The following is a 26,589-nucleotide window of genomic DNA, read 5'->3' on the forward strand; positions in this document are numbered from 1 at the left end:
AGGGTTATTTTGAAATTTTTTCTAATTCTTGAGTAATTGAAGCCATTATTTCGTCAGCTTCTTCTTTGTATTTTGATTCTGGATAAAACTTTACTAACGTTCTATATGCTGATGAAGCATCTTCAAAACGTTCTTTCATTAAAGTTACAAAACTTTTTGAAGCTAGTTTGTATGATGAATCTAATTTTAAAAACATTGCATCTTCACGAAATGAAGTTCCTGGAAAATCCGAAAGGAAGTTCTCCGTTGCTTTGATAGATGCTTTATAGTCAGCAATCGTATTATATTGCTTTGCTATCTCGTATGCTTTCTTTTCTATTTTTGTTGTCAACTCACTTACCATTTTGTTTGCTTCTGGCATATCTGGTGAGTCAGAATAGTTATTGATGAAACCTTGAAGCTTGTTAATCGCTTTTTTTGTTTCTGTTTGGTCTATACTGTAACGAGGAGATTCCATGTAGTAACTTTTCGCTTCAAAGAATAACGCTCTTTGTAAACTATCACTTTTTGGATATGATTTTGCAAAACGCTCAAATTGATACGCCGCAACAAAGTATTGTCCTATTTCAAATAAACTTTTCCCGTACATGTATGTAACACGTTCTCCTTGAGGTTTTCCACGATATCTTGGAACTACTTGCTCAAAAAGTCTACTTGATTTTTTAAATTTTCCTTCTTTGAATAAACGTTCAGCTAATTCGTATTTTACCTTTATATCTTCAGACTTTAACGCCTTTTGGTATTCACTACACGAAGCTAACGTGATTGTCACTAATAGTATGTAAAGAAACTTCTTCATATTTTTAAACATCTTGCAAAAGTATGTATTTATTATGTATTAAAAAAACATTTTTAAGCTGCTAAATTAACTTTACATATTTGTTTTTAATAGTCTTTATCATAGTTTTAACTTTTTAATGAAGATTCATTGTAGTTATGCAGGTTAAAAGACTTGCTTATTTAGTTAGAATTCAATATTTAGTATTTACAATTTGCTTGTGTTACTTAGCTTGTGATGATCTAAAACTGTATATCCTTCTTCATCAAAATAGAATGCCTTTTCAAACGCAACATCCATGAGTAACTCTTCAAAAGTATATGAATGTAACTTATAGACTTCTTCGTTAAAAGCTTCATCATAATATGTAATCATGATGAGAAATTCTCCATTTAGACTTTTTATTTCGTCTTTAGAAAATTTTGCCAACGGTGAATCTTCCGTGATTTCATGTACCAATGTCCATGTTGTTGGCAAATATGTAATTTTATCTCTTTCTAATTCTAATTGATAGAAATTTCTACGATATCCATGTGCTTCATCTTCTTCCGTAATTGCGAGTGTTACCACAATTCTCGGATTGATCATAACATCTGTTTTACTGTTTATTAAACGAAACATTAATGCTTTTCCGTCTTTAAAATCTCTGTAAATGATGTTTTTGCTAAATTCAATTGAAGCTTTTGGCTTAGAGAAACGTCCGTATAATAATCCTGTTACGAATGAAAAACTTAATAATCCTATTAAAGCGTGACAACTTGAAACAATTCCTGCTAAGATGCCTTGTGGAGCCATTGCTCCGTATCCTAAAGTAGTAACTGTTTGTGATGAAAAGAAAAAAGCATTTACAAAATCTCTCTTTAATGATTGTGGTATTACACTAATATATTCAACACCAATAATCACATATATTGTAGCAAAAAATACGTTCAATACAAAGTATGCTAGAAATACTAAACAGAAAAAACGCGCCCAACTGATGTCTACTAAATATGCATATAACGCAGAAATTCCAGCTTTTCCGTTCAGATGTTTTATGTTGAACGAACCATCTTTGTTTACGATTCGTTTTGCACTCGTAACCGTAGATACGCCAAGTCCTGGATCTTTTACTTTGTTTGTAGCCATTACATTTTTATGAATTCAATTGATCCGTAAATGTATTTAATTTTTCTTTGAGTGCTTGTGAAGCTTCTATTAATGGTAAACGAACTATAGCTGTTGACAATCCTAGTTTTTCAAAAACTGCTTTGATTCCTGCTGGATTTCCTTCTTCAAAGATGTAATCAATAGAAGGCATAACTTTATAATGCAATTTGTTTGCTTCTGTTACATTTCCTGCCAATCCTAAACGAACCATTTCTGAAAACTCTTTCGGATATCCTTGCCCAATTACAGAAATCACTCCTGCTCCACCTGCAAAAACCATTGGCAACGTAATCATATCGTCTCCAGAAATTACCAAGAAATCTTTTGGTGTACCGTCTATTAATCGCATTGCTTGTACAATATCGCCTGCAGCTTCTTTTACTGCAATAATATTTTCAAAGTCATTTGCTAAGCGAATTACCGTTTCAGGCAATACATTACTTGCCGTACGACCTGGAACATTGTATAAAATTATTGGTTTTGGACTTGCTTCTGCTACAGCTTTAAAATGCTGGTATATTCCTTCTTGTGTAGGTTTATTGTAAAACGGAGATACTGACAAGATTGCGTCAACATCTTCTAAATTAGTTGTTTTTAATTCGTTTACAACGGCTGCCGTATTATTTCCACCAATCCCCAAAACGATTGGCAAACGTTTATTATTTGTTTTTACAATGGTATTTACAACTAGCTGTTTTTCTTCTGATGTTAACACAGCGCTTTCTGCAGTTGTTCCCAAAACAACTAAGTAATCTATTCCTCCTTTAATAACATGCTCTACAATGTTTGTAAGTGCCGTAACGTCTACCGAATGATCTGCATTAAAAGGTGTAACTAATGCAACTCCAGTTCCGATGAATTTCTTCATTATGATAGTTTATTAAGTATGTGTAAATATTTGTGTAGTTCTTTTTTAAAAATAGCTATTTCTGTTTCTTTCGTTTGAATGATTACGTCATGAATTTCTTGCGCAGTTCCAGCAATTCCAACTTTTAAATTTGCTAAGTGCAAGCCTGATACTAATTGCAATGGTACTATGTCTGAACTGTAATAACTAATTAACAAATCTAACGGTGTTTTTAAAAAATGTTGTAATGTTTCAGATTTCGGTTTTCCTTTCCAACCAAAATCTTTTTCATAGAAAACAGGATAATCTACCGTTCGTGTCTTTTTAAAATCTTTATGATAACACAATACATGAACTTGAGCATCAATTCCAATATGATCCGTTATTTGCTGAATGTTCTGAGTTTCATCAGCATTGATAAGGATTCCAATAGTTGCAATTGGCTCTGTACTAACTTCTTTTGCAGTCGTTTTTGCTAATTTTCGCGTTAATACTTTTTTAGAGGACTTGTATTGTAATGCTTTTAAAAACATGTATTCTATTTAATTCATTACAAAAGTACAGTTTTTAAACAAAAAAATGAGATGCATACTATATGTATACATCTCATTCAACTTAACCTAAACTTAACTTTTACCCCTTAAAACGTTAGTTATACCGCAATTTACAAGCAACTATTGAAAGAGAAAAATATAGTTAACAAACGTCGTTTTTTAACAACGAACGTTGATTTTTGCCCTAGAATCACAAAAAAACTGTGTGTTTTTACAATTTTTTAGTGTAGATAGCGCTAATAGTATCTATGATTTTTCATAATTTGCCACATAATTTATTTTTTATGAGAAAAATTATTGCATTATTGGCTGTTTTTTTAGTGTTCGCTTGTGCTAAAGAAAAGCAAGATGTTTCCCGAATTGAAGGAAAACGTATCAATATAAATGATTCTATTACTGCTAATCAAGAAATTGAAGAATATATAAAACCGTATCGCGACCGTATCCAAGAAGATATGGAAAAAGTGCTGAGTTACGCACCTAAAGATATGCACAAACGTGATGGTGAGTTTGAAACTACCATTGGAAATTTAATGGCAGATTTTGTTAAAATACAATCAGAACCTGTGTATAAAAAACGTACTGGGAAAAGTATTGACATTTGCTTATTGAATCATGGTGGAATTCGTGCGCCAATTGCAGAAGGTCCAATTACAACACGTACCGCTTTTAATGTGATGCCTTTTGAAAATTCTATTGTCGTTGCCGAATTGACCTCTGAGAATGTAAAAGCACTAGTAGACTATCTAGCGAAAGCGAAAAGAGCACATCCAATTGCTGGTTTAACCATTAAGCTTAATCCTGATTTTAGCCTGAAAGAAGCTTTAATTGGCGGAAAACCTATTGAAGACGGACGCACCTATACTGTAGTAACTTCTGATTATTTACAACATGGAGGAGATCGTATGAATTTCCTAAAAGACCCAGTGACTTTAGAAGTTTTAGATTACAAGATTAGAAACGCAATGATTGATTATTTTAAAACAGTAGATACAATACCTGCACGACTTGATGGCAGATTTGTAAAATTATAAAACCACACATGATGAAGAGAAGAGATTTTATACAACATTCGTTAGCAACTAGTGCTTTTGTAACTTTAGGTGGTTTGTCTTTACAAAGTTTTACCGCAAGTTCAGCAAAGAAACATATTACTATTTTACATACAAATGACGTTCATAGTCATATTGATCCTTTTGGAGCAAATCATCCTAGAAACCCTAATCAAGGTGGTGCTGCACGAAGAGCAACGTTAGTTTCAAAGATTCGTAAAGAAAATCCTAATACATTGTTATTAGATGCAGGAGATATTTTTCAAGGAACTCCATATTTTAATTATTATGGTGGCGAATTGGAGTTTAAGTTAATGAGTATGATGAAATACGATTTGGCTACGATTGGAAACCACGATTTTGATAATGGAATTGACGGATTGTACGCGCAGTTACCAAATGCTAATTTTGAGTTTGTTTCTGCAAATTACGATTTCAAAAATACGGTGATGGACACACATGTGAAACCCTATAAAATCTTTACAAAAGATGGAATCAAGATTGGAATTTTCGGGCTTGGTGTAAAACTAGATGGTTTGGTAGACAAACGTATGTATAAAGAAACTGTGTATCACGATCCTATTGAGTTTGCGCAAGATATGAGTCGCGTTTTGAAAGAAGATGAAAAGTGCGATTTAGTCATTTGTTTATCACACATAGGTTATAATTATAGAAAAAATCCAGAAAGACCTTCTGATTTAATTCTCGCTAGAAAAACCAAAGATATCGATTTGATTATTGGTGGACACACACATACATTTTTACCAAAACCAACTATTGAGAAAAACCTAAATGGGGATTCTGTTTTAGTAAATCAAGTTGGTGCGTATGGTGTTTATATTGGTAGAATTGACTTTTATTTTGATGATGAAAAGAATGTCATTGCTAATGGAAAATCGATTATAGTGTAATTGATTCGTTTTCAATAGTGTCATTTGCATCTTTTATAGTTATGTATCTCCACATTTCATAATGAGAATACACAAAGAGCGCATTTGCTAATACAGAATAAAACGGTTTGCTATCTATGAATAAATAGACTCCAAACAGCATTCCCATAATAGCTGTGGCAATACCTGACATTAGTAGCTTTTGAGTGATTTTATTCTTTCTATTATAATATGTCATTATCGACAAAAACGAAAAATAGCCTATCCCAAAAGAGTAAAAGATAACTTCTCCAAAGATGTTATCACCTATTTTATCTATAAAAAATAGAAACGGCAACATGTATATAATTAAAAAGGGAATTGTATTTACTAGAAGGCTTTTAATGGAAATATAATGTGATTGTTTTAACACAATAATACCGTAAATAGATAACGCAATACCACTACTCGTAATTCCATTTGCAAGGCTTTTTTCAATAAAAAAATAATAATCCGCTATCATAAAAGCTATTAGCGCTAATAAATACAATATATTTTTTATTTCAATTTGTAAAAAATAGCAAAGCATTATCACGGGAATAGTGAGAACAATTGCATATTTTCTTTCTACATAGTCTGGAAAAAATAACCATAGAATATCTACCGCTACAATACAGAGAAGAAGGCTTACAAGTAGTAAAGTGATTTTTTTCATTAACGTAGCAAAGTAAATTATTTCTACTTTGATTTCCTATCGTTTTTATTTTTTATTGATTGCTAACCATTTCTAAATACGCTTAGTATTAGATATTTATTGTTTACTAACATATTTATACATTGCAAAGTGCATTATTAAAAAAGTACATACAACTCCAACTCTTACTACGGTTAAGTATTCAAAAAAAAGATTATATCCATGAATAGTTGTAGAGATTAAAAATAATATTCCTGAACAGAATAACCACAAGTTGGTTTTATTAGGCTGATTGACATATACAAGTATAGAAATGAAAAAGAACAAACCAACAAAAAATACGTAAAACATGATGTAGTTAAATATATCTCCTTGCACAACATCAGAATAAAAAATTAGTGGAACTAAATACACAATGAGAAAAGGTATCGTAGCAATACAAATACTTTTTATAGGAATAACTACTGCTTTTTTTAAGCTTACTATAACATAAAAAAGTACGCCTAAACCATAAAAGATTAATGCCAACTTAAAGTATGATTGAATGTTGAAAAAGACAATTCCTAAAAACGTAAACATTAAAGCTATCATGTATAACCAATTGATTTTTTTTACGGAAAACACATATAATGCCGCTAAAATTGGTAACGGTAAAAAAGTTGTCCATTTTCTATCAATCCATTCTGGAAATACAACACCAAATGCATCTAAAAAAAGTACAATGAAGTAAAGAAATAAGAGGGTTTTTCGTTTCGGCATTCAATAAAAATTAACTAGTATTAAGTTACAAAATTATTTTCGATAAGTATGAATGATTCATATTGTTTTGTAAGCTATATTTTTTTTCATCGACTACAGAATCAACAAAAAACTAAAAACCAACATTTTATGAAAAAATATATTCCAATAATCATCCGAGTTGCCATTGCAGTCATCTTGATTCAGACGTTACGATTTAAACTAACAGCACATCCAGATAGTGTTTACATCTTTGAACAAGTAGGTTTAGAGCCTTTTGGACGCATTGGAATTGGAATTACTGAGTTAATTGCAGGAATTTTAATTGTAATTCCAAAAACTGCTTGGTTGGGCGCAGGATTAACGCTAGGAATTATTGGTGGTGCTATTATGATGCACTTAACGCAATTAGGTATTGAAGTTCCATTTGAAGGAAAACCAGATGGTGGTGCATTATTTATTACTGCAATTGTTGTCTTTGTATTAAGTGCAATTACACTTTGGTTGCAACGCAAGAATATTCCAATTATTGGAAAGAAGTTTTAAATTACTCTAACACGTTTGACACATTATTTTTATCATCTTCAAGCATAAATTTGAATGAAAAATAGAGCACAAAGTGACTGCAAAATATAGCAATTACGGTAAACATAGTTTCATACATATATAACTCATTGATGGTAATAATGATGTTCATAATACCTAAGTTAACAGCAGTAATTAACATCCATAAATTTGATTGATTTTTGTTTCTTAAATAATAATACAAGGCTGCAATAATATACACTAACATTATAAAAGCCATGATTGCAAAATACATGAAATCTTCTTTTATCTCAGGATATATCAAACAGATAACTCTATTGTAAATATATAATACGGGTAGAAATATTATAAACAGCCGAAAATATGTTTTGGCTGTTGTTTTCATCTTTTCATTTTTTACATACATCAATCGGAGATATACAATATAAAACAATGACACCAAAATTGATACTTCTGGAACATACTGTCCAAACCCAATAATTAAATAAATTCCACTGAAAAGTGCTAATATAAGAGCCAATACATATAGTATATTAATTGGTTCTTTTTTTTCTGTGATATACATCAAAAAAATAGTGATAAACGTAAATGGATATACATATAACAGATCTTTTTTCTCCAAAAATATAGCAACCAACAATGAAATAAATGCTGTTACAAAAAAAGCAATATATGTCGGTTTTGTATAATTCATTTATTGGAACATATTTAATAAATCTGTATCATCATTTTTATCACTCAACATAAATTTTAATACAAAAAACTGCATGAAAAGACTACAAATAACAACAATCACAGTAAACATAGTTTCATACATGTATAACTCATTGAGTCCAATAATAATATTCATAAAACCTAAATTAATTGCCGCAATCAACATCCATAAGTTTGACTGGTTTTTATCTTTTAAGTAATAGTACAATGCTGTAATAACATAACTCAACATAAAAAACATCAAGAAACTAAAATAGACCAATACTTCCGTAAGTTCTGATGAAATTATTTTAATAACTCTATAATAAATGTATAATATTGGTATCGAAAACAGAGTGACGTATAAATACGTTTTAATTTTTTCATTTTTCATTACATTTCGCACATACATCATACGAAGGTAGATGATATAGAAAAGAGAAAATAATACCGAAACCGACTTTAAATGATCGCGCAATCCTAGTATTATCAGAATTCCTCCAACCAGTCCAATAACTTGAGAAATTATATATAATATACTCGTCGACTTACTTTTTTCAGTAAAATAAATAACTAAAATAGCTACTACCGTAAACGGCTGTACATAAATCAAGCTAAGTTTTTCTAAAAATGTAGCCGCAAATATAGTTACCATTGCGGTAATTAAAAAAGCTATATGTGTCGGTTTTGTTAAATTCATTTATATCATATTCAGAAACTCATCTTCTGTTAAAATTGTGATGTTTAGTTTTTCTGCTTTCTCTCGTTTGCTGGGTCCCATTTTATCTCCAGCAACTACAAAAGATGTTTTAGAAGATATAGAAGAAGATACTTTTCCTCCATTATTTTCTATGAGTTTTTTGAGTTCGTTACGAGATACTTTTTCAAATACGCCCGAAACTACAAACGATTTGCCTAGCAGTGTTTCCGTAAGTCCTTCCAGTTGTTCTGCCGAAAATTCTAATTTCACTCCAAACTCATTTAAACGTTCAACAGTTTGTAAATTAGCTTCCTCTGCAAAAAACTGTGCTACACTTTCAGCAATCTTCACTCCTATTTCATCAACATTTACTAAATCTTCAGAAGAAGCGTTCATTAATGCTTGTATAGACTTATAGTGTTTTGCTAGTTTTTTAGCAACCGTTTCACCTACATATCTAATTCCCAAAGCATACAATACACGTTCAAACGGAATCTGTTTTGAGGCTTCAATTCCATTTACCAAGTTTTCAGCACTCTTTTCTGCCATACGTTCCAAAGGAATTACTTGTTCCTTAGTTAATTCGTATAAGTCAGCATAATTAGTGATCAAACCTTCTTGCACTAGTAAAGCGACTGTTTCGCCTCCTAAACCTTCAATATCCATCGCTTTACGCGAAATATAATGCTGAATTCTTCCCACAATTTGTGGTGTGCAACCAGCAGTATTTGGACAATAGTGTTGTGCTTCGCCTTCTTTTCGTTCTAATGGTGTGTTACATTCGGGGCATTCGGTTGCGTATACAGTTTCTGTAGAGTCGGCTGGTCGTGCATCTAAATTTACACCAACGATTTTCGGGATAATTTCTCCTCCTTTTTCTACAAATACGGTATCGCGTTCTCGTATGTCTAATTTAGCAATTTGATCTGCATTATGCAAGGATGCACGTTTTACAGTTGTCCCAGCCAATAAAACGGGTGTTAAATTTGCCACTGGTGTAATAGCTCCAGTTCGTCCAACTTGATACGTTATTTCATTTAAAATTGTAGAGACTTGCTCAGCTTTAAACTTATACGCCATTGCCCAACGTGGTGCTTTTGACGTATATCCAAGTTCATCTTGATATTGTAAATTATTAACTTTAATAACAACGCCATCAATTTCATATTGTAATTCATGACGATTGGTTTCCCAATAGTTTACAAACTCCAAAATTTCATCTACATTTTTAGCAACCTTTGCAACTGTTGGTACTTTAAATCCCCAATCTCTAGCCTTTTCTAAACTTTCAAACTGTGTTGAAATTGGTAATCTTTCACCTTTTATATTATACAACAAGCATTCTAACGGACGTTTGGCAACTTCGCTACTATCTTGTAATTTTAAACTTCCTGAAGCTGTATTTCGAGGATTCATGTATGGATCTTCGCCATTAGCAACTCGTTCTTCATTCATCTTATGAAATCCGTCAAACGGAAGAATGATCTCTCCACGAATGTCAAACTTTGGTGGAAAATCACCTTTTAACTGCAATGGAACCGTTTTTATCGTTTTAATGTTATTCGTTACCTCATCACCTTGAAAACCATCGCCACGTGTAACAGCTTTGATTAATTTACCGTTTTCGTACGTCAAATTCATCGAAGCACCATCATACTTCAACTCACAGGTATAATCAACATTCTCAACACCTAGAATCTTTTCAATACGTTTTTCCCAATCCAACAAATCTTCTTTCGAATATGAATTATCCAACGAATACATACGATATTCGTGTGCAATTGTATTAAAATTCTTCGTAATAGTTCCCCCAACACGTAACGTAGGCGAGTTTGGATCGTGGTATTCAGGATGTTTTGATTCTAACGTTTGCAATTCTTTGAGTTTCATATCAAAGTCATAATCGCTTATTGTAGCGTTATCTAGTACGTAATAATTGTGATTATGTTCGCGTAATTCATCGCGCAAAGCATTTAACTGTTGCTGTATGCTATTCATGTATTATTCTAAAAATTCTTTTAATAATTCTACTAATTCTCCACTACAAGATTGATCTCTAAAACTAATTGCTATGTTCTCATTATAAATCCTATAATCAAAAAATAATGTACATAAACTTAATTTTGATGAATCTATTTTTGATCCAACACCTATAAGTTCTTCTAAAATTCTTCTTTTCTTATCTGAAAAATTTATCTTTTTTGTTTCTAATAAGGAGTCATTATCTGAAAACAATTTATAATCTATTATTTCCTTTTTTGAATCTATTCTCATCTTGGTGTTACTACAACCAAAACATCCACAGGAAGTTATTTTAAAGGTGAAATCTTTCTTTAAAATAGTTTCAATATTTTCCTGAGTAATTTCTACCTTTTTTGGTTGACAACTAGATAAAACAACTAAAGCAAATAGTATATAAAGAAATCTCATTATTTATTTTTCTTATGTCTAAGCTTCCAATGCTCGTTTTCGCTGCTTTGTAAAGCCGTATACCATAATATACCCATAACAAGCCAATACTAATAGGAATGCCGTTTTAAAACCTATATTATCGGTTAATAACCCATATAATGGCGGAATCACTGCTCCACCAACAATCATTGTACATAAAATACCAGAAGCTTGGGGTTTTAAATCATCCAATCCACCAAGCGCTAAAGTAAAAATTGTTGGAAACATTATCGAATTAAATAGACCAACTGCCAAAATACTCCACATAGAGATAAATCCTACAGTATTCATAGAAATTAGAATCATTAATAAGGCACCAATAGCAAAACCAATTAATACTTTTGCAGGATCAATAATTTTAGTTAAATATGCTCCTATAAAACGGCCTATCATGGCTCCAGACCAATAAAACGTGACAAACGCACCAACAATCGCTTTTGGATCTAAGGTTGACAAATCTGCACTAACAATCCATTCAGAAATACTTTTCATGGTTGGACTTGCTTTTACGGCTTCCGCCAGATTCATATCGATAAAGTAATTTGTTAAGTAACTACCAATGGCTACTTCGGCACCTACATAGACGAAAATTCCAATCGCGCCCATTACTAATGATGGTTTACTCAATAATGAGAAATAGCCATCTTTAGGTGTTTTTTGTAATATTTTAGGCAATTTCACATACACAAAAATGATTGCTAATAATAGTGTAAACAATGCAATTGCCACAAATGGCGTTTGCACACTAGTTGCTTCTGCTGCATAATACACTTCTTTATCAGCATCACCTAATACCGAAATTTCATCACTTGTTTTTATTTTATCACTCAAAATAAACATCGCTCCAACGGCTGGTGCTATAGCGGTTCCTAATGAGTTAAAGGCTTGTGCTAAATTTAATCGACTACTTGCGCCATCTTCCGAACCTAAAGCGGCTACATATGGATTGGCGGCAACTTGCAAAATGGTCATTCCACTTGCTAATACAAATACTGCCAATAAAAATACGATATAGATTCGTGACGAAGCTGCTGGATAAAAGAGTAAGCAACCTGATCCCATGATGATTAATCCTAAAATGATTCCTTTTTTGTATCCGATTTTAGATAAAATAAATCCTGCTGGAATAGATAGTACCAAATAAGCTCCAAAAAACGCAAATTGTATCAATCCTGATTGAAAATTAGTCAATTCAAATACTTCTTTGAGTCGTGGAATTAACGGATCGACTAAAACCGTGATAAATCCCCAAAGAAAGAATAATGTGGTTACAAATATAAAAGCACTTTTGTAAGAGTTTTTAGTTGTTGATGACATGCTGGCTAGTTAAGTTAGTTATTTGTTGTGTGTTATGTGTTATGTGCTAGTTAGTTACTCACTCCCTATTTGTTTTCAAAGTATAAACTATTAGACTCCAAAACTTGGTTTTTACTCATAACTTCATAACTCACAACTAGTTTCTATTTTGTTTTATTATAAAAATCAGATTGTATGTTTTTGTTTTCTCCTTCTTTGAATAGGTTGTAACTAAAATACTCATGAATTGAATAAGCTCCTGTTTCTCCTTGTTTGTTTACAGCGATGTATCCAACTTGAAAGTTTTTAAAGTCACTATTTGGCTTCTCTACAATTCTTCTAATAGCTTCTTCACAGGCTTCTTGTGGCGATTTTCCTTGTCGCATTAATTCTACGATTAGAAAGCTACCAACAGTTTTTAGCACTTCTTCTCCAAGTCCTGTTGCGGAAGCGCCTCCAATTTCATTATCAACAAATAATCCTCCTCCAATTATTGGTGAATCTCCTACTCTACCAGCCATTTTATAGGCTAGCCCACTTGTGGTACAAGCTCCTGAAATATCTCCATTTTTGTCAATGGCCAACATTCCAATCGTATCGTGGTTTTCTATATTGATAATTGGCTTGTATTCAGATTTCACTTTCCATTCTTCCCATGCTTTTTTAGAAGCTTCTGTCAATAGATCCTCTTTTTTGAATCCTTTTTCGTAAGCAAACTTTTCTGCTCCTTTTCCTATCAACATTACATGTGGTGTATCTTCCATAACTTTTCTTGCCAAAGAAATTACATGCATTATATTTTGCACACCAAGTACAGCACCATAATTTCCGTGTTTGTCCATTATACAAGCATCTAAGGTTACATTTCCATCTCTATCGGGCAAACCGCCTTTACCAACAGATTGTCCTTTTTCGTTTGCTTCTTCAACTCTACAACCATACTCTACAGCTTCTAATACCGAACCTCCTTTTTGTAATACCTCAGCCGCAGTTTCTACAGCCAAAGGTGTGTTCCACGTTGCAATTACCAAAGGTCGCACAGGTTTAGAAGTTGTTGCTGCTTTTGCCGTTGCTGTTCCAGTGTCTGTATTTTTTTCATCTGCGCAGGCAGTTAAGGCTGTTCCGACCGTTAGTCCTAAACCTGTTAAGGCTGCGCTTTGTATAAATTTTCTACGTTTCATCTGTAAGTGGTTATTATTTTTTAGTTGGTGTTGCGCTCATTTCAAAAGTTAATTCTCCGCCATTCATCAATTCTTCATGCAATATATAGTTTCTATCAATTTCTTTTCCATTCAAAATTACTTTGCTAACATATACATTTTCTTCATTTTGATTATTCGCAGTAATTTTCAATTGCTTTCCGTTTTCTAAATTCAAAACAGCTTCTTTTACTAATGGACTTCCTAATGCATATTGATTTGACCCAGGCGTAACAGGATAGAAACCTAAACTACTAAATATGTACCAAGCACTCATTTGTCCTGCATCATCATTTCCACACAAACCATCTACACCTGGCGCATACATACTACGCATGATCATACGAACACGTTCTTGTGTTTTGTATTCCTTCCCTGTCCAGTTATATAAATACGGAATGTGATGTCCTGGTTCGTTTCCGTGCACATAGTTTCCTATGATTCCGTCTCTTGTAATATCTTCATGATGCGCGATGTATTTATCATCTAACTCCATGGTAAACAGAGAATCTAAATGTTGGCTAAATCGTTCTTTTCCGCCCATCATAGCCACCATTTTATCTAATTCGTGCGGAACGTATAAACCATAATTCCATGCATTCCCTTCTATAAAACCTTGTCCGTGTGTATCTAATGGATCAAAGTCTTTTCTGAAAGTTCCATCTGCTAGTTTTGGACTCATGTAACCAATTTTAGCATTGTATACATTTTCATAAAAGGTTGCTCTTTCTAAGAATTCTGTTTCAGTGGATGTATCTCCTGCTTCTTTTGCAAGTTGTGCAATACACCAATCGTCATAGGCTAGCTCTAAAGTCTTAGAAACTGATGAATGGCTTTTATCATCTGGAACATAATTATACTTTATATAATCGCCCAAACCATCAAAATAAGGAACTTTAGCAGTATTTACCGAAGCTTTCAATGCATGATTGACATCAAAGTCTCCTACATTTTTAATCTTAGCATCTGCTATTACTGAAGTTGCATGATACCCAATCATACACCAATTTTCATTCGCATAATGACTCCAAATTGGCAGCATGTCATGTACACTTTCATCATGGTGTGCTAACATCGATTTTATCATATCATTGTTTCGCTCTTGCTGAATGATATTAAACAACGGATGCAACGCACGATAGGTGTCCCAAAGTGAAAAAATAGTGTAGTTTGTAAAACCATCAGATTTATGAATATTTTGATCTAATCCTCTGTATTTTCCATCAACATCTTCATAGAGTATCGGACTTAACATGGTATGATATAAAGCTGTGTAAAACGTTTCTCTATCTGCTTCTGTCAACAAAGTAGCATCAATTTTAGAAAGTTCAGTATTCCATTTATCTTTTGTTTCAGCTTTTGTTTTGTTGAAATCCCAATGCGGAATTTCTGCAACTAAGTTTTTCATTGCACCTTCCGTGCTTACTGATGATAAAGCAAACTTTACTTTTATTTCTTCATCTTTAGTAGTGTCAAAATTAAAATATGCTCTGATATCATTTCCTGCCATTTCAGGAAAGTTCTCTTCTTCATTAAAGCGGCGATAAAAACCATTATACTTTGCTGCGTCATAGTTTTTATGTCCGTAACTTTTAAATGGTTTTGAGAATGTCATGGCAAAGAATACTTTCTTGGTTCTTGCCCAACCGCGTGTTTGGCGATATCCTGTAACCAACGTATCGTTTTCTACGCGAATAAATGTCCATACATTTTTATCTTCATGATGATATACATTATAAACCAAGTCTAGTAGAATGTGTGCTTCTTCAGATGCTGGAAACGTATACTTATGAAACCCAACACGATCACTCGCTGTTAGTTCTGCTTTTATATTATAATCTTCTAAGTCAACTTTGTAATAGCCAGGACTAGCCTTTTCGGTATCGTGTGAAAATGTACTATAAAATCCTTTTGTGTCTTCTTTTGTTTTTATCGGATCTAATACTAATTTTCCTGTGGTTGGCATAATTAAGAAATCGCCTAAATCAGCATGTCCTGTTCCGCTAAAGTTGGTATGTGCAAAACCTACAATTGTTGAATCTTTATATTGATATCCTGCGCAATACTCGTATGTTTTTGAATTATAACTTCCATCTTTTTTAAACATGACTTCCATGTTCGTTTGCGGACTCAGTTGCACCATTCCAAAAGGTGTTGTTGCACCTGGAAATGTATGTCCCATTTTACTTGTTCCAATCAATGGATTTACAAACTCTGTATACTCTTTAGCTGATGTTGTCGTAGCATCTTTTTTGTTTTCGGCTACAGTTGTTTGTTGATCTTTACATCCAATAAAAGTGGCTAACCCAATTAGAATAAGTGTCTTTTTAATCATTAATGGTTTATTAGTCTGTTGTTTGTGTATTATTTAATTTCTATTTCGTCTATAAATAACCATGAACGTCCATCATGTTCGTATCCTATATGCCATTCTGGTAATACGCCTAGTTTCTTAGCTACTACTTTTATATACCGTGCATTTTTACTTTTAAAAGCAAAACTAAACTTCTCAACAGTTGGTTTCTCTGCTGGTTTTAATTCACCAAAATTACCTGAATAGATCGATTTAAAATTCTTTCCATCTGTAGAAGTTAACAATTCAACTTCCGTTGGTAAAAAGATCCATGATTTTTGATCTTGCAAGAAGTTTACTTTGATAGAATTGATATTTTTCACACTTCCTAAATCTACCGTAGCAATTACATCTTTATCAAAATATCCTTGCCAAGTTCCTGTGCGGAAATCTTCTGTTCCAAAAATTCCATCAATTAAAGCGTTTTCTCCGCCAGCATTGTATTGATTTGCGTATTCAGTTCCAAGACTGATTTTTAAATTCGGATCAATCTTAAAGAATTCAGTAGTAATAGCTGTACTTTTTTGATTTCCACGTTGTGCATACACATTTATGATACTTTTTTCTGAAATCGTAAAAGGTTTGGTGTATTCAATATGTTTATCTCCAAAACTATAGTAAATCTTAGCTTCTGAATCCACCGTTTTTAAAACAATTTCTGTTTCGCCTTTAAAGGCAATATCTCCTTTTGCAATAAATGGTGGTGGCACAATCAAATATTCTTTAATTTCCGTTACTGGAATATGCGCTTCTTGTGTTCCCCAATCTGTTGCTGCGTTTGTCATTTCAAACACTAAACTTCCACCATTCATAATGTCTTGATGATTGATAAATGTTTTTGGATGATTCTTCCCATTTAAAGTTACTGACTTAATGTATTTGTTCTCCTTAGAAATATTATTCGCGACAACTGTAAACGTTTTCCCGTTTTCTAGATTAATCGTTGCTTTGTCAAATAATGGCGTTCCAATAATATATTCGTTCGTTCCTGGTGTTACGGAGTAAAATCCTAAACTACTTAATACATACCAAGCACTCATTTGTCCACAATCTTCATTTCCAGAAACGCCGTCAGGTTCGTTTTTATATAAAGTTGTTAAAATTTGATGAATATATTCTTGTGTTTTGGATGGCTTATTGATGAAATTATACAAATATGCCATGTGATGACTTGGCTCGTTTCCATGTGCATATTGACCAATCAAACCAGTTATATCAACTTGATGACGCCCAGAAGTTTCTTGATTGGCTGTAAATAACTTATCCAATTGTGCTTCTAGTTTATCTTTTCCGCCTAACAATTCAATAAAACCTGAAACATCTTGCGGTACATAAAAACTGTATTGCCAAGAGTTTGCTTCTGTATAATTAAAGTTTACTTCATACGGGTTAAAAGGTGCAAACCATGTGTTACGAAAACGCCCACGCATGAACTGTGTTTCTGGGTCAAATACATTTTTATAATACTGTGCTCGTTTTATAAACGTTTCATAATCGTCCGTTTTCCCCATTGCCTTTGCCATTTGCGCTATTGTCCAATCGTCATACGCATACTCCAAGGTTTTAGAAACTGATTCTGATTCCTTTTCTACAGGAATATATCCAATTTCTTTATAATAATCTAAGCCCAATTTATCACGCGTAGCACTGTGTTTCATCGCTTCAAATGCTTTGTCTACGTCATAACCACGAATACCTTTCATATAGGCATCCGAAATTACAGGAACTGCGTGATAGCCAATCATACAACCTGTATAGTTTGCTGATAAATCCCAAATTGGCATAATGCCACCAGATTCATATTTCTTTATAAATGTCTTAATAAAATCATTTGTTCTGTCTTGCTCAATAATCGTATATAATGGATGTGCTGCTCTATATGTATCCCACAAAGAGAAAACCGTATAATGTGTATGATCATCCGATTGGTGAATCTCTAAATCCATATCACGGTAGCGTCCATCTACATCTTGGTATAAGTTTGGCGCAATCATCGTGTGATACAATGCAGTATAAAAATTTGTTTTATAATCTACATTATCACTTTCTATTACAATTTTCTCCAATTGCGTTTCCCAAGTTTCTTGCGCTAGCTGTTTAACCTCCTCAAAAGTCTTTGCTTCTATTTCTGTTTCTAAATTTTTTCGCGCACCAGCGACATCAACCGCAGAAATTCCAACCTTAATAATAATTGGTTCATTATTTGGGTTTTTAAATGTCAATGCAGATCGTCTTGCACCTGGCATTCCTTGTTTTGGAGGCGACTGCAACATATCATCAAAAGGATGCGATGTTTTTATAACGTAATACAAACGTTGATCACTTGCCCAAGCTTCCGAAAATCGATAGCCAACGATTTCAGTATCAGAAATCTTTTCAATTTTAGCATCTAGTACTTTATCACGATGTACCAAATCTAACATTACAACCTGATTTTCCGCAGAAGGAAACGTGTATTTGTGAATTCCGCTTCGTTTAGAAACTGTTAGTTCTACATCAATATTTGTGGTGTCTAAATGTACTTTGTAATATCCTGCTTCAGCAATTTCATTGTCATGTGAAAAATGTGCACGATAACCTTTCTTTCCATCTGCGCCATTATTAAAGTTTACTTCATTGGTTGGCATTAGTAGAACATCTCCATAATCAGAAACACCTGTTCCACTTAAGTGTGTATGCGAAAAACCATAAATATATTCGTCTGAATAATGATAACCCGAACAACCGTCCCAACCATCTAAACGTGTATCTGGACTTAGTTGCATCATTCCGTATGGCATGGTTGCGCCAGGATACGTATGTCCATGTCCGCCAGTTCCAATAAAAGGATTTACATAGTTAATTAATGAATTGTTTTTTTGTGCTATTTCTGTTTTTTCGGTCGTATCACAACTAAAGAATAGCGATATAACAATAAAAAAGGTGATGTGTTGAAGTTTCATTAAAATAGATTGCTAAATTTATGGCATCTAATATACTAAAATGAGAAGCAATATTTTTTTCAAATTCGTAATTTTCCTTTGTTTAATTGGTTGTTCAAAACCTCAACCACCGATTAGACCGCATATCATCCCGATTCCCAATGAGTTTACCATGCAAGAAGGTGTTTTTATATTAGATAAAAAAGTTTCGTTCTATTCAGATCCTAAATTATCTACTACATCAAATTTCTTAAATGATTATATAGAAGAAAAACTTGGATATCGATTGATTGCACATAGCATGCCCGATAGAAATGGAATTATATTTAAGTATGATGAAACTATTGAAAATGATGAAGGTTATGAACTAATTGTAGACACTTCTACAATTACAATTAAAGCTAAAACTGAAAAAGGAGCTTTCTATGCGTTTCAAACATTTCGTCAATTGCTACCAACGACTATTGAAAATGATCAAATTTCCATTAGAAATGTTTCTATAAAAGATTCGCCACGATTTGTATACAGAGGAATGCATTTAGATGTTTCACGTCATCTATTTTCAGTTGATTTTATTAAGAAATATATTGACATGATGGCAATGTTAAAGATGAATACATTTCATTGGCATTTGACGGATGATCAAGGTTGGCGAATTGAAATCAAGCAATATCCCGAATTACAAAAAGTTGCTGCGTATCGCGATGAAACATTAATTGGTCACTACAATGATTCACCGCAACAATTTGATGGAAAAAAATATGGCGGTTATTACACACAAGATGAAGTAAAAGCTATCGTAAAATATGCTTCTGAACGACAGGTTACAGTTATTCCTGAAATTGAAATGCCCGGACATTCACAAGCAGCAATTGCTGCATATCCAAATTTAGGTTGTACCGGAAAAGACACAAAAGTTGCAACAAAATGGGGCGTTTTTGAAGATATTTATTGCCCTAAAGAGGAAACCTTCACGTTTTTAGAAAATGTATTGGATGAAGTAATGCCATTATTTCCCGGAAAATATATTCATATTGGTGGAGACGAAGCTCCAAAAACACGTTGGAAAGCTTGTGAGCATTGTCAAAAACTCATCAAAAAGGAAAATTTAAAAGACGAACATGATTTGCAAAGCTATTTCATTGCACGCATGGAAAAATATATTAATAGCAAAGGAAAAAGCATTATTGGTTGGGACGAGATTTTAGAAGGCGGTTTGGCTCCAAACGCAACGGTAATGTTTTGGCGCGGAACAAAAGGCGCTGTAGAAGCTACAAAAGCTGGTCATGATATAATAATGACACCTACTTCGCATGTATATTTTGATTACTATCAATCAGATAATGAAGATGAGCCTTTGGCTATTGGTGGCTTTTTACCATTAGAAAAAGTATATAGTTTTAATCCAATTCCTAAAAACATGAGCGCTGATGAAGCAAAGCATGTATTGGGCGCACAAGGAAACATTTGGACAGAATACATTAAAACTCCTGAAAAAGTAGAATATATGGCGTTTCCAAGAATTATTGCCATGGCAGAAGTTGTTTGGTCGAATCCTAGAAAAAGAGATTATCAAGATTTTACGTATCGTTTATCGCATTTCCACAAACGATTGGACGCTTTAGACATCAACTATGCAAATCATTTGTATGAAATTGTAGGTGAAGTGACCAAACGAAATGATCAATTAGTTTTTGATTTACAAACGATTATTAGAGACAAAACTATTCGGTATACCATTGATGAATCGTCTCCAAGTTTGACTTCTCAGGAGTATACAAGTTACTTACCTATTGAAGGTTCAACTGTTTTAAAAGCAGCCGTTTTTGATGAAAAAGAAAAATTAGGTCATGATTTTACACTTATTTACAACAATCATAAAGCCGTTGGAAAAACAATTACAATTGATCACAAACCAAACAAAGCGTATCCCGGAAGTGGAAAAGAAGGCTTACTCAATGGTATTTCTGGAAATAATACACGTTATGGAGATAAAGAATGGTTAGGCTTTTGGGGAAAAGATTTAACTATTAAAATTGACTTAGGGAAACCGACAAAAGTCACTAGCATTTCAACACGATTTTACAATGCAAACGGACAATGGATTTATGCACCAACAGAAATCGGTTATAGTATTATAAATGATGAAGATGGAAGAACTTTACATGACATCAATCAAATTAAAGATAGTACATCATTGCTAGTTCCTCATATGTTCAAATTTGAAGAAATTACTACACAGTATTTAGAAATCTTTATTCCGAACTACGGAGTTATTCCTGATGGTTTTCAAGGTGCAGGTAGCAAAGCGTGGACCTTTATTGATGAGATTGTTGTTAAATAGTTGTCGGTTTTCAGTTATCAGTTATCAGTTTTCAATACTGTTTGACGTGACAGTTAACTCACAACTCAGGATATTTAAAAAACTACATTGCACACCTATAATCTTTGTTTTACATTTACGGAACTTCACAGGAAGTTACTATACGCTAAACAACCCAAAAAGATAGATTCAAATTTTCAATGGAAATAATTACTAACTTTTTTAAAAAGAAAAGAAAAATAAACTTTTGGATTAGAAACGGCTTTATAATTGTACTACTTTCTATATTAATTAACCACCTTACGGAGCCAGAAAATTTTCCACTACATGAATCCTACAAATTCCCTTGGATTCCTATTGTTACTTCAATTATTGTTGGAAGTATAGTGCTTATTATCGCTAGCTTTAATTTCAACTATTTCAGAAACAAATACTTCACTAAAAAAATTAACACACAACTACTATTACGCTTCCTATTTTCAACTTTAGGTTATATTACCATACTATATATTCCTTTATATTATGGTTTAAATGGTTTGATTAATGGAACTGAATCATACAGTATTTATCATCTACTCACGGGACTTTCAATTTCCTTACTAATGTGCACACTTGGAATTGCTCTTTTATTTTCAAAAGATATTTATAAACTTCACAAACTTATCTCCATAAAAGGTACACTTAAAGTTCAACAAAGTGGTAAAATAACCTTGATTAACTATCCAGAAATTGCTTATATATATAGTGAAAACAAAGTAGTATATATTGTAAAAACTGATGGAACTACAATTAGTACAGATTTCACTTTAAATGAAGTTGAAAGTAAAGTTAGCGAACAGAGTTTTTTTAGAGCTAATAGACAAATAATTCTTCATGCACGTTCTATAGAACAAGTACAATCAATTGAAAATGGAAAACTATCTGTACAACTCAAATCTACCTTTACAGATAAAGAAACTTCTCAAATAAATATAAGTAGATATAAGAAACAAGCGTTTATGGATTGGTTTGAAAAGAAATTATAAATTAAGGATGATTATTCAGGTGTTTTTTTGATACCATTCAGTAAAACTTACTGTCTTTCAACAGTTTTTCTTATGCAATCGTTGTTATTTCGTTTAAATCTTAAAACGAAAAAAAATGAACAAAACTTCTTTAAAAACAAATTTGACTCCTATAATCACTATAATTATTTTATGTCTTTTATACGCATCAGGTCATTTTAAAATGATTACAGCCGCTTTAATAATATTAGTAGCAAGTGCAATAGAATATAAAAAAGGGCTCTTTAAATCATTAGGGTTTCAACGAAAAGGGTTAACCATAAAAAACCTCTTAATTATAGCTCCGCTATTGGGTGCAGGTTTTTTTCTATTTTATCTATACATAATGGTGCCAAGTGTTACTTACATTACTGGGCAAGCTATAGACTTTTCTATATTCGAACCATATAAAGGAAATCTACCAGCTATACTAAACTTACTTGTTTTTATGTGGGCAGCAGCAGCGTTCGGTGAAGAAATTGTCTTTAGAGGATATTTAATGAGACAGTTTACTAAGTTTTTTGGTTCAAGTAAAATAAGTCTTGTAATTAATATTCTATTATTTGGATTTATCTTTGGTTGGATACACGCATATCAAGGGATTACGGGTCAAATCGTAGCTGGTATAACGGGTATGCTCTTAGCAATTACCTTTCATATTCGTAAGAGTGATTTATGGTTTAATATTGCTCTTCATGGTTTTATTGATAGTGTTGCTTTTTTATTTATATACTATGGGTGGATTTAATAGTTTAAAAAGTATGGCCTATGTATAAAAAAAAGACATTTCAATGTTTAATTTTGTGAAAACTATTTTAAATTGGTTTTTTTCATCACTACCAAATTGGGTTGAAACTTTATATAGTACAACTGTTTTTATTGTAGCTGTTGGTGGTGCACTAGGAGACACATTTGAGTGGTTTGAATAGAAAACAAAGCATCGCAACACAAAAAATTAATTGCTTAACCATTCACAAACACGTTAGCACTTATTAAAGTTACTTCTTCAAAATATAAAGTTTAACCCCATTTTAACATCAAAAACTCATTGAATAGTATAGATTTAACAACCCGAAAAATACAGTCATGAGTTTAAAAAAAGTATCCTTATTTTTTATTTTGTTTTTTCTGTACGTTACATCAAGTGCTCAAATTGATAGAAAAGATATTGTTGTTGGTTCTTCTTTTATAATTCATTCTAAAATAATGAATGATGAAAGAGAAATTCAAGTTTTTTTACCTGACAGTTATGTTGAATCTAATAAAAACTACCCTGTCCTATATATTTTGGATGGACAACGATATTTTTTGCACGGTGTTAGTTTACAAAAATCGTTTGTAGAGTTTCGACACACTCCTGAGTTTATTGTTGTTGGAATTTCTAAAAAACAATCTGAAAGAAATAGTAATTTTAGTGTTAATTCGAAAAAATATCTTGAGTTCATTGAAAAAGAAATCATAGCACTTATTGATGAAAAATTTCGTACATCTAAAAAACGTTTATTATTTGGATGGGCATACGGAGGAGGCTTTGTTGTTGAGACTATGACTACTAAACCTAACTTATTTGATGCGTATATTTCGGCTAGTCCATTTCCTTTAAAAAATAAAATAGACAACGTAGATAGCCTATTTATAAAAAATCCAAAATTTGACAAACTCTTATATTTCACTTCTGGCTCAGACGAAGGTGTCGTGAAAGATGAAACAGAGAAACTGAACTTACTCATGTCAAATAAAGCTCCAAAAACAATGAATTGGACCTTTAGAGAATTGAAGGGAGAACAACACAGATCAACTCCATTCACTACGCTTTATCACGGAATTAAAGAATATTTTCACTTCTATCCAGAACTGCAATTTAGTAGCCTTGAAGATTTCAAAAAAGCTGGTGGTTTAAATTATGTATACAATTACTATAAAAAAAGAGCAAAACAATTTGGGTTCTCTGATGAATTGACAAAATGGACAATGTTTACCCTAACAAGAAATGCCATGCGTGCAAATGATTATAGCCAGTTTGAAGTGTTTGTCAATGAATTTAAAAAAACAAAATTTCTTGGTGAAATAAGAGCGAGTAGAGCCTGCTCTATTGCTGAATTTTATCTAAAGAATAAGCAATATGATAAAGCAATAACTCTTTTCACATATTTAACTGAGAAACATCCAAACGCTGAAAGACCTCTAAACGGATTAGGAGATTCATATAAAGAACTGAAGGAGGAAGAAAAGGCATCTATGTATTATAAAAAAGCAAAGAAGCTGTCTGAACATAATTCTAACTAACAAATAATAAGTGCTAACAAAATTCGTATTCAATACGCAATGAAAAAACAGCTATACATACTATATCTCATACTATACATACTTCCCTTTGGTTTGTTAGCTCAAACTTCTGTAATGTCATTCAACATACGATATGACAATCCTAATGACAAAGAAAATTGGTGGGAACATCGAAAGGAAGATCTTTCAAAAATGATACAATTTTATGCGCCAGATATTCTTGGAGTACAAGAAGCATTGCATACTCAAGTAAAATACCTTGACAGTACCTTTGTTGATTATAATTATATAGGCGTCGGAAGAGATGACGGAAAACGCAAAGGCGAATATGCTGCAATTTATTATAACAAGAAAAAGTTTAAACTACTGAATACAAAAACGTATTGGTTATCTGAAACACCCAATTCAATCTCTGTAGGTTGGGATGCCGCTATGGAACGCATTGTAACCGTAGGAGAATTTCAAGACAAAGAAAATGGAGATCGCTTTTATGTATTTAATGCACACTTTGACCATTTAGGAAAGATGGCTCGGAACAAGTCAGCTGAACTACTTTTAAAATTGATGGAAGAAATGGGCATACAAAACAATAAAATCATACTCATGGGTGATTTAAACTCTGAACCCAATGACGCACCAATAAAAACGCTTCAAACTAAAATAGCGGATGCTTATATGGTCAGCAAATCAAAACCCTATGGACCTATCGGAACCTTTAATGGTTTTGATCTAAAAAGCAAACTCACAAAACGAATTGACTATATATTTGTCAAAAACTTGGAAGTAATGCAATACATTACTATTGATGACCGAAGAAGTAATAACTTGTACCTATCAGACCATTTACCAGTGTTTGTTCGAGTAAAATAAAAAATCACATTGCACATATATAATCTTTGTTTTACATTTATAAAAAATAAGGGGAAACTCCAGTTAAGTATATGTTGTAACTCATTATTAAAAACTAATTAAACCAATAATCTAAATTTTTGTCATCAATCAATATTTCGTTAGTAGAGATCGTTTCACTTGTAGCTGCACTTCATTGCTTAGTTTTAAGCTTAGTGATTCTCTTTTCCAAGTTTTTTAGAAGTAAAAACAACAAATATTTAGGGTATACTTTATTAATTATCGCTGTTGTTGGTATTAATAACTGGTTTTGGGATATCGGTTCCGACCCAATAATAATCAGTTTCCTCGATTTATTTCTTTGGCAATTCTTATATCCAACAACACTATTTGTCTTCTTTTATAAAACCTCAAATAATACTCCTGATAGCACACAACGTTTAGCGGTCTTTTATTTGCCTTTTGTTGTATTAAGTACACTCAATATTTTTTTGTCCTTAAGTACCGTTTTTCAGTTGTATAATCTACCAGACATTATTTTAAACTACGTCCCTATATTCTATAAAATAATTAGCTTTCTGTCCATTATTTTCCCTATTTGTATGATTGTTCTCTCCTATAAACATACGCTAGCTAAAAAGAACAATTTGAGTAAAAAATGGTTAAAATACCTTTTAGCTTTTCTTTCGTTAATTATACTCTTTGGAGTTGTATTAGAATCGTATCGATTTCTCTTTTTAGAAAAATTACCACTAACCTATTTATGGACATGTAGCTCTATATTTATTTATTGGTTAACCTACAAAGGTATGTATCAATTTAAACTGTCGAATGACCAATATGAAATTAGAGAAATTACGAAAAGAGAAAAAAAGAAACCAATCGATTCTGGAGACATTAAAAGTTCTCATTTTAAAAAATTAATGTTTTTAATTGAAGAAAATAAAATACATCACAACCCAAATCTAAGCAGAGATAGTGTTGCTGAGCAACTAGAATTAAGTAACGGTTATCTATCTCAAATTATTAAAGAAAATGCTTCTGTTAATTTTTCAGACTTCATTAATTCACATCGCATAAAAGATGTAAAACTAATGCTAAAAGATCCAACGTTTGATAAATATAGTTTACTCTCTATTGGTCTGGAATGCGGGTTTAATTCTAAAACATCGTTCTACACAAATTTTAAGAAAGAAACAGGGCTAACACCCAAGGAATATAAAAACAAATAAGTTCTATTTTATCAAG

At 32.4% G+C, this 26,589-nt stretch carries 24 protein-coding genes; 10 read left to right on the top strand and 14 right to left on the bottom strand.

Annotated features, from left to right (window positions below):
• Positions 1-4: 4 nt before the first annotated feature.
• The 4 genes from ACUUYC_RS21135 to ACUUYC_RS21150 form a co-directional block, all read right to left on the bottom strand.
• Positions 5-799: an outer membrane protein assembly factor BamD gene (locus tag ACUUYC_RS21135; protein WP_474269133.1), complete on the bottom strand. Its 795-nt coding sequence runs from the start codon at positions 797-799 to the stop codon at positions 5-7.
• A gap of 186 nt (positions 800-985) precedes the next feature.
• On the bottom strand, positions 986-1,906 hold the full coding sequence (locus tag ACUUYC_RS21140) for an ion channel (RefSeq protein WP_474269136.1): 921 nt from the start codon (positions 1,904-1,906) through the stop codon (positions 986-988).
• A 7-nt stretch (positions 1,907-1,913) separates the two neighbouring features.
• Complete coding sequence (dapA, locus tag ACUUYC_RS21145) at positions 1,914-2,795, bottom strand: 4-hydroxy-tetrahydrodipicolinate synthase (protein WP_474269138.1); 882 nt, start codon at positions 2,793-2,795, stop codon at positions 1,914-1,916.
• On the bottom strand, positions 2,795-3,307 hold the full coding sequence (locus ACUUYC_RS21150; RefSeq protein ID WP_474269140.1) for a DUF6913 domain-containing protein: 513 nt from the start codon (positions 3,305-3,307) through the stop codon (positions 2,795-2,797). The genes dapA and ACUUYC_RS21150 overlap by 1 nt, the downstream gene beginning before the upstream one ends.
• A 305-nt stretch (positions 3,308-3,612) precedes the next feature.
• Here ACUUYC_RS21150 and ACUUYC_RS21155 point away from each other — a divergent pair, with 305 nt between their 5' ends.
• Both ACUUYC_RS21155 and ACUUYC_RS21160 read left to right on the top strand, forming a co-directional pair.
• On the top strand, positions 3,613-4,362 hold the full coding sequence (locus ACUUYC_RS21155) for a 5'-nucleotidase C-terminal domain-containing protein (RefSeq protein ID WP_474269143.1): 750 nt from the start codon (positions 3,613-3,615) through the stop codon (positions 4,360-4,362).
• 11 nt (positions 4,363-4,373) lie between these two features.
• On the top strand, positions 4,374-5,291 hold the full coding sequence (locus ACUUYC_RS21160) for a bifunctional metallophosphatase/5'-nucleotidase (protein WP_474269313.1): 918 nt from the start codon (positions 4,374-4,376) through the stop codon (positions 5,289-5,291).
• Here the strand turns inward: ACUUYC_RS21160 and ACUUYC_RS21165 are convergent.
• Together ACUUYC_RS21165 and ACUUYC_RS21170 are read right to left on the bottom strand one after the other, a co-directional pair.
• Positions 5,281-5,964 (bottom strand): hypothetical protein, encoded by a 684-nt coding sequence (locus ACUUYC_RS21165; RefSeq protein WP_474269146.1) that lies wholly within the window; start codon positions 5,962-5,964, stop codon positions 5,281-5,283. The two genes, ACUUYC_RS21160 and ACUUYC_RS21165, sit on opposite strands and share 11 nt — an antisense overlap.
• A 96-nt stretch (positions 5,965-6,060) precedes the next feature.
• A complete protein-coding gene (locus ACUUYC_RS21170) occupies positions 6,061-6,702 on the bottom strand; it encodes a lysoplasmalogenase family protein (RefSeq protein WP_474269148.1) in 642 nt (213 codons plus the stop codon).
• A gap of 129 nt (positions 6,703-6,831) precedes the next feature.
• Here ACUUYC_RS21170 and ACUUYC_RS21175 point away from each other — a divergent pair, with 129 nt between their 5' ends.
• On the top strand, positions 6,832-7,227 hold the full coding sequence (locus tag ACUUYC_RS21175) for a DoxX family membrane protein (protein WP_474269150.1): 396 nt from the start codon (positions 6,832-6,834) through the stop codon (positions 7,225-7,227).
• A gap of 1 nt (position 7,228) precedes the next feature.
• Here ACUUYC_RS21175 and ACUUYC_RS21180 read toward each other — a convergent pair whose 3' ends face one another.
• The 8 genes from ACUUYC_RS21180 to ACUUYC_RS21215 all read right to left on the bottom strand — a co-directional run bounded on the left by ACUUYC_RS21180 (position 7,229) and on the right by ACUUYC_RS21215 (position 18,861).
• Complete coding sequence (locus ACUUYC_RS21180) at positions 7,229-7,921, bottom strand: hypothetical protein (RefSeq protein ID WP_474269151.1); 693 nt, start codon at positions 7,919-7,921, stop codon at positions 7,229-7,231.
• The gene (locus ACUUYC_RS21185; RefSeq protein ID WP_474269153.1) at positions 7,922-8,620 is read right to left on the bottom strand and encodes a hypothetical protein; all 699 of its coding nucleotides are present in this window, start codon (positions 8,618-8,620) and stop codon (positions 7,922-7,924) included. It lies immediately after the preceding gene.
• Entirely contained in the window at positions 8,621-10,618 is a 1,998-nt protein-coding gene (gene ligA / locus ACUUYC_RS21190) for an NAD-dependent DNA ligase LigA (protein ID WP_474269155.1), read from the bottom strand.
• Between the two features lie 3 nt (positions 10,619-10,621).
• Positions 10,622-11,050, bottom strand: a complete 429-nt coding sequence (locus tag ACUUYC_RS21195; RefSeq protein WP_474269157.1) for a hypothetical protein — start codon at positions 11,048-11,050, stop codon at positions 10,622-10,624.
• 18 nt (positions 11,051-11,068) lie between these two features.
• Entirely contained in the window at positions 11,069-12,388 is a 1,320-nt protein-coding gene (locus ACUUYC_RS21200) for a sugar MFS transporter (RefSeq protein WP_474269159.1), read from the bottom strand.
• Positions 12,389-12,531: 143 nt separating this feature from the next.
• Entirely contained in the window at positions 12,532-13,548 is a 1,017-nt protein-coding gene (locus ACUUYC_RS21205) for an isoaspartyl peptidase/L-asparaginase family protein (RefSeq protein ID WP_474269161.1), read from the bottom strand.
• Positions 13,549-13,561: 13 nt separating this feature from the next.
• Positions 13,562-15,901 carry a GH92 family glycosyl hydrolase gene (locus ACUUYC_RS21210; protein WP_474269162.1) on the bottom strand — a complete coding sequence of 780 codons (2,340 nt, stop codon included), beginning with the start codon at positions 15,899-15,901 and terminating at the stop codon, positions 13,562-13,564.
• Positions 15,902-15,930: 29 nt separating this feature from the next.
• Positions 15,931-18,861, bottom strand: coding sequence for a GH92 family glycosyl hydrolase (locus ACUUYC_RS21215; protein WP_474269164.1), 2,931 nt, complete (start codon positions 18,859-18,861; stop codon positions 15,931-15,933).
• A gap of 40 nt (positions 18,862-18,901) precedes the next feature.
• On the opposite strand from ACUUYC_RS21215, the gene ACUUYC_RS21220 reads away from it, so the two are divergent.
• From ACUUYC_RS21220 to ACUUYC_RS21250, 7 genes are all read left to right on the top strand, one after another.
• Positions 18,902-21,184, top strand: a complete 2,283-nt coding sequence (locus ACUUYC_RS21220; RefSeq protein ID WP_474269165.1) for a beta-N-acetylhexosaminidase — start codon at positions 18,902-18,904, stop codon at positions 21,182-21,184.
• Positions 21,185-21,363: 179 nt separating this feature from the next.
• Positions 21,364-22,188 carry a LytR/AlgR family response regulator transcription factor gene (locus tag ACUUYC_RS21225; protein WP_474269166.1) on the top strand — a complete coding sequence of 275 codons (825 nt, stop codon included), beginning with the start codon at positions 21,364-21,366 and terminating at the stop codon, positions 22,186-22,188.
• A gap of 115 nt (positions 22,189-22,303) precedes the next feature.
• Positions 22,304-22,954 carry a lysostaphin resistance A-like protein gene (locus ACUUYC_RS21230; protein ID WP_474269168.1) on the top strand — a complete coding sequence of 217 codons (651 nt, stop codon included), beginning with the start codon at positions 22,304-22,306 and terminating at the stop codon, positions 22,952-22,954.
• A 55-nt stretch (positions 22,955-23,009) separates the two neighbouring features.
• On the top strand, positions 23,010-23,135 hold the full coding sequence (locus ACUUYC_RS21235; RefSeq protein ID WP_474269171.1) for a hypothetical protein: 126 nt from the start codon (positions 23,010-23,012) through the stop codon (positions 23,133-23,135).
• Between the two features lie 157 nt (positions 23,136-23,292).
• Positions 23,293-24,492 (top strand): alpha/beta hydrolase-fold protein, encoded by a 1,200-nt coding sequence (locus tag ACUUYC_RS21240; protein WP_474269172.1) that lies wholly within the window; start codon positions 23,293-23,295, stop codon positions 24,490-24,492.
• Positions 24,493-24,531: 39 nt separating this feature from the next.
• Positions 24,532-25,362, top strand: coding sequence for an endonuclease/exonuclease/phosphatase family protein (locus tag ACUUYC_RS21245; protein WP_474269173.1), 831 nt, complete (start codon positions 24,532-24,534; stop codon positions 25,360-25,362).
• A gap of 119 nt (positions 25,363-25,481) precedes the next feature.
• Positions 25,482-26,573: a helix-turn-helix domain-containing protein gene (locus tag ACUUYC_RS21250; protein WP_474269175.1), complete on the top strand. Its 1,092-nt coding sequence runs from the start codon at positions 25,482-25,484 to the stop codon at positions 26,571-26,573.
• The last annotated feature ends 16 nt before the right edge of the window (positions 26,574-26,589 follow it).

The sequence above is a fragment of the Kordia sp. E genome (assembly GCF_056033805.1).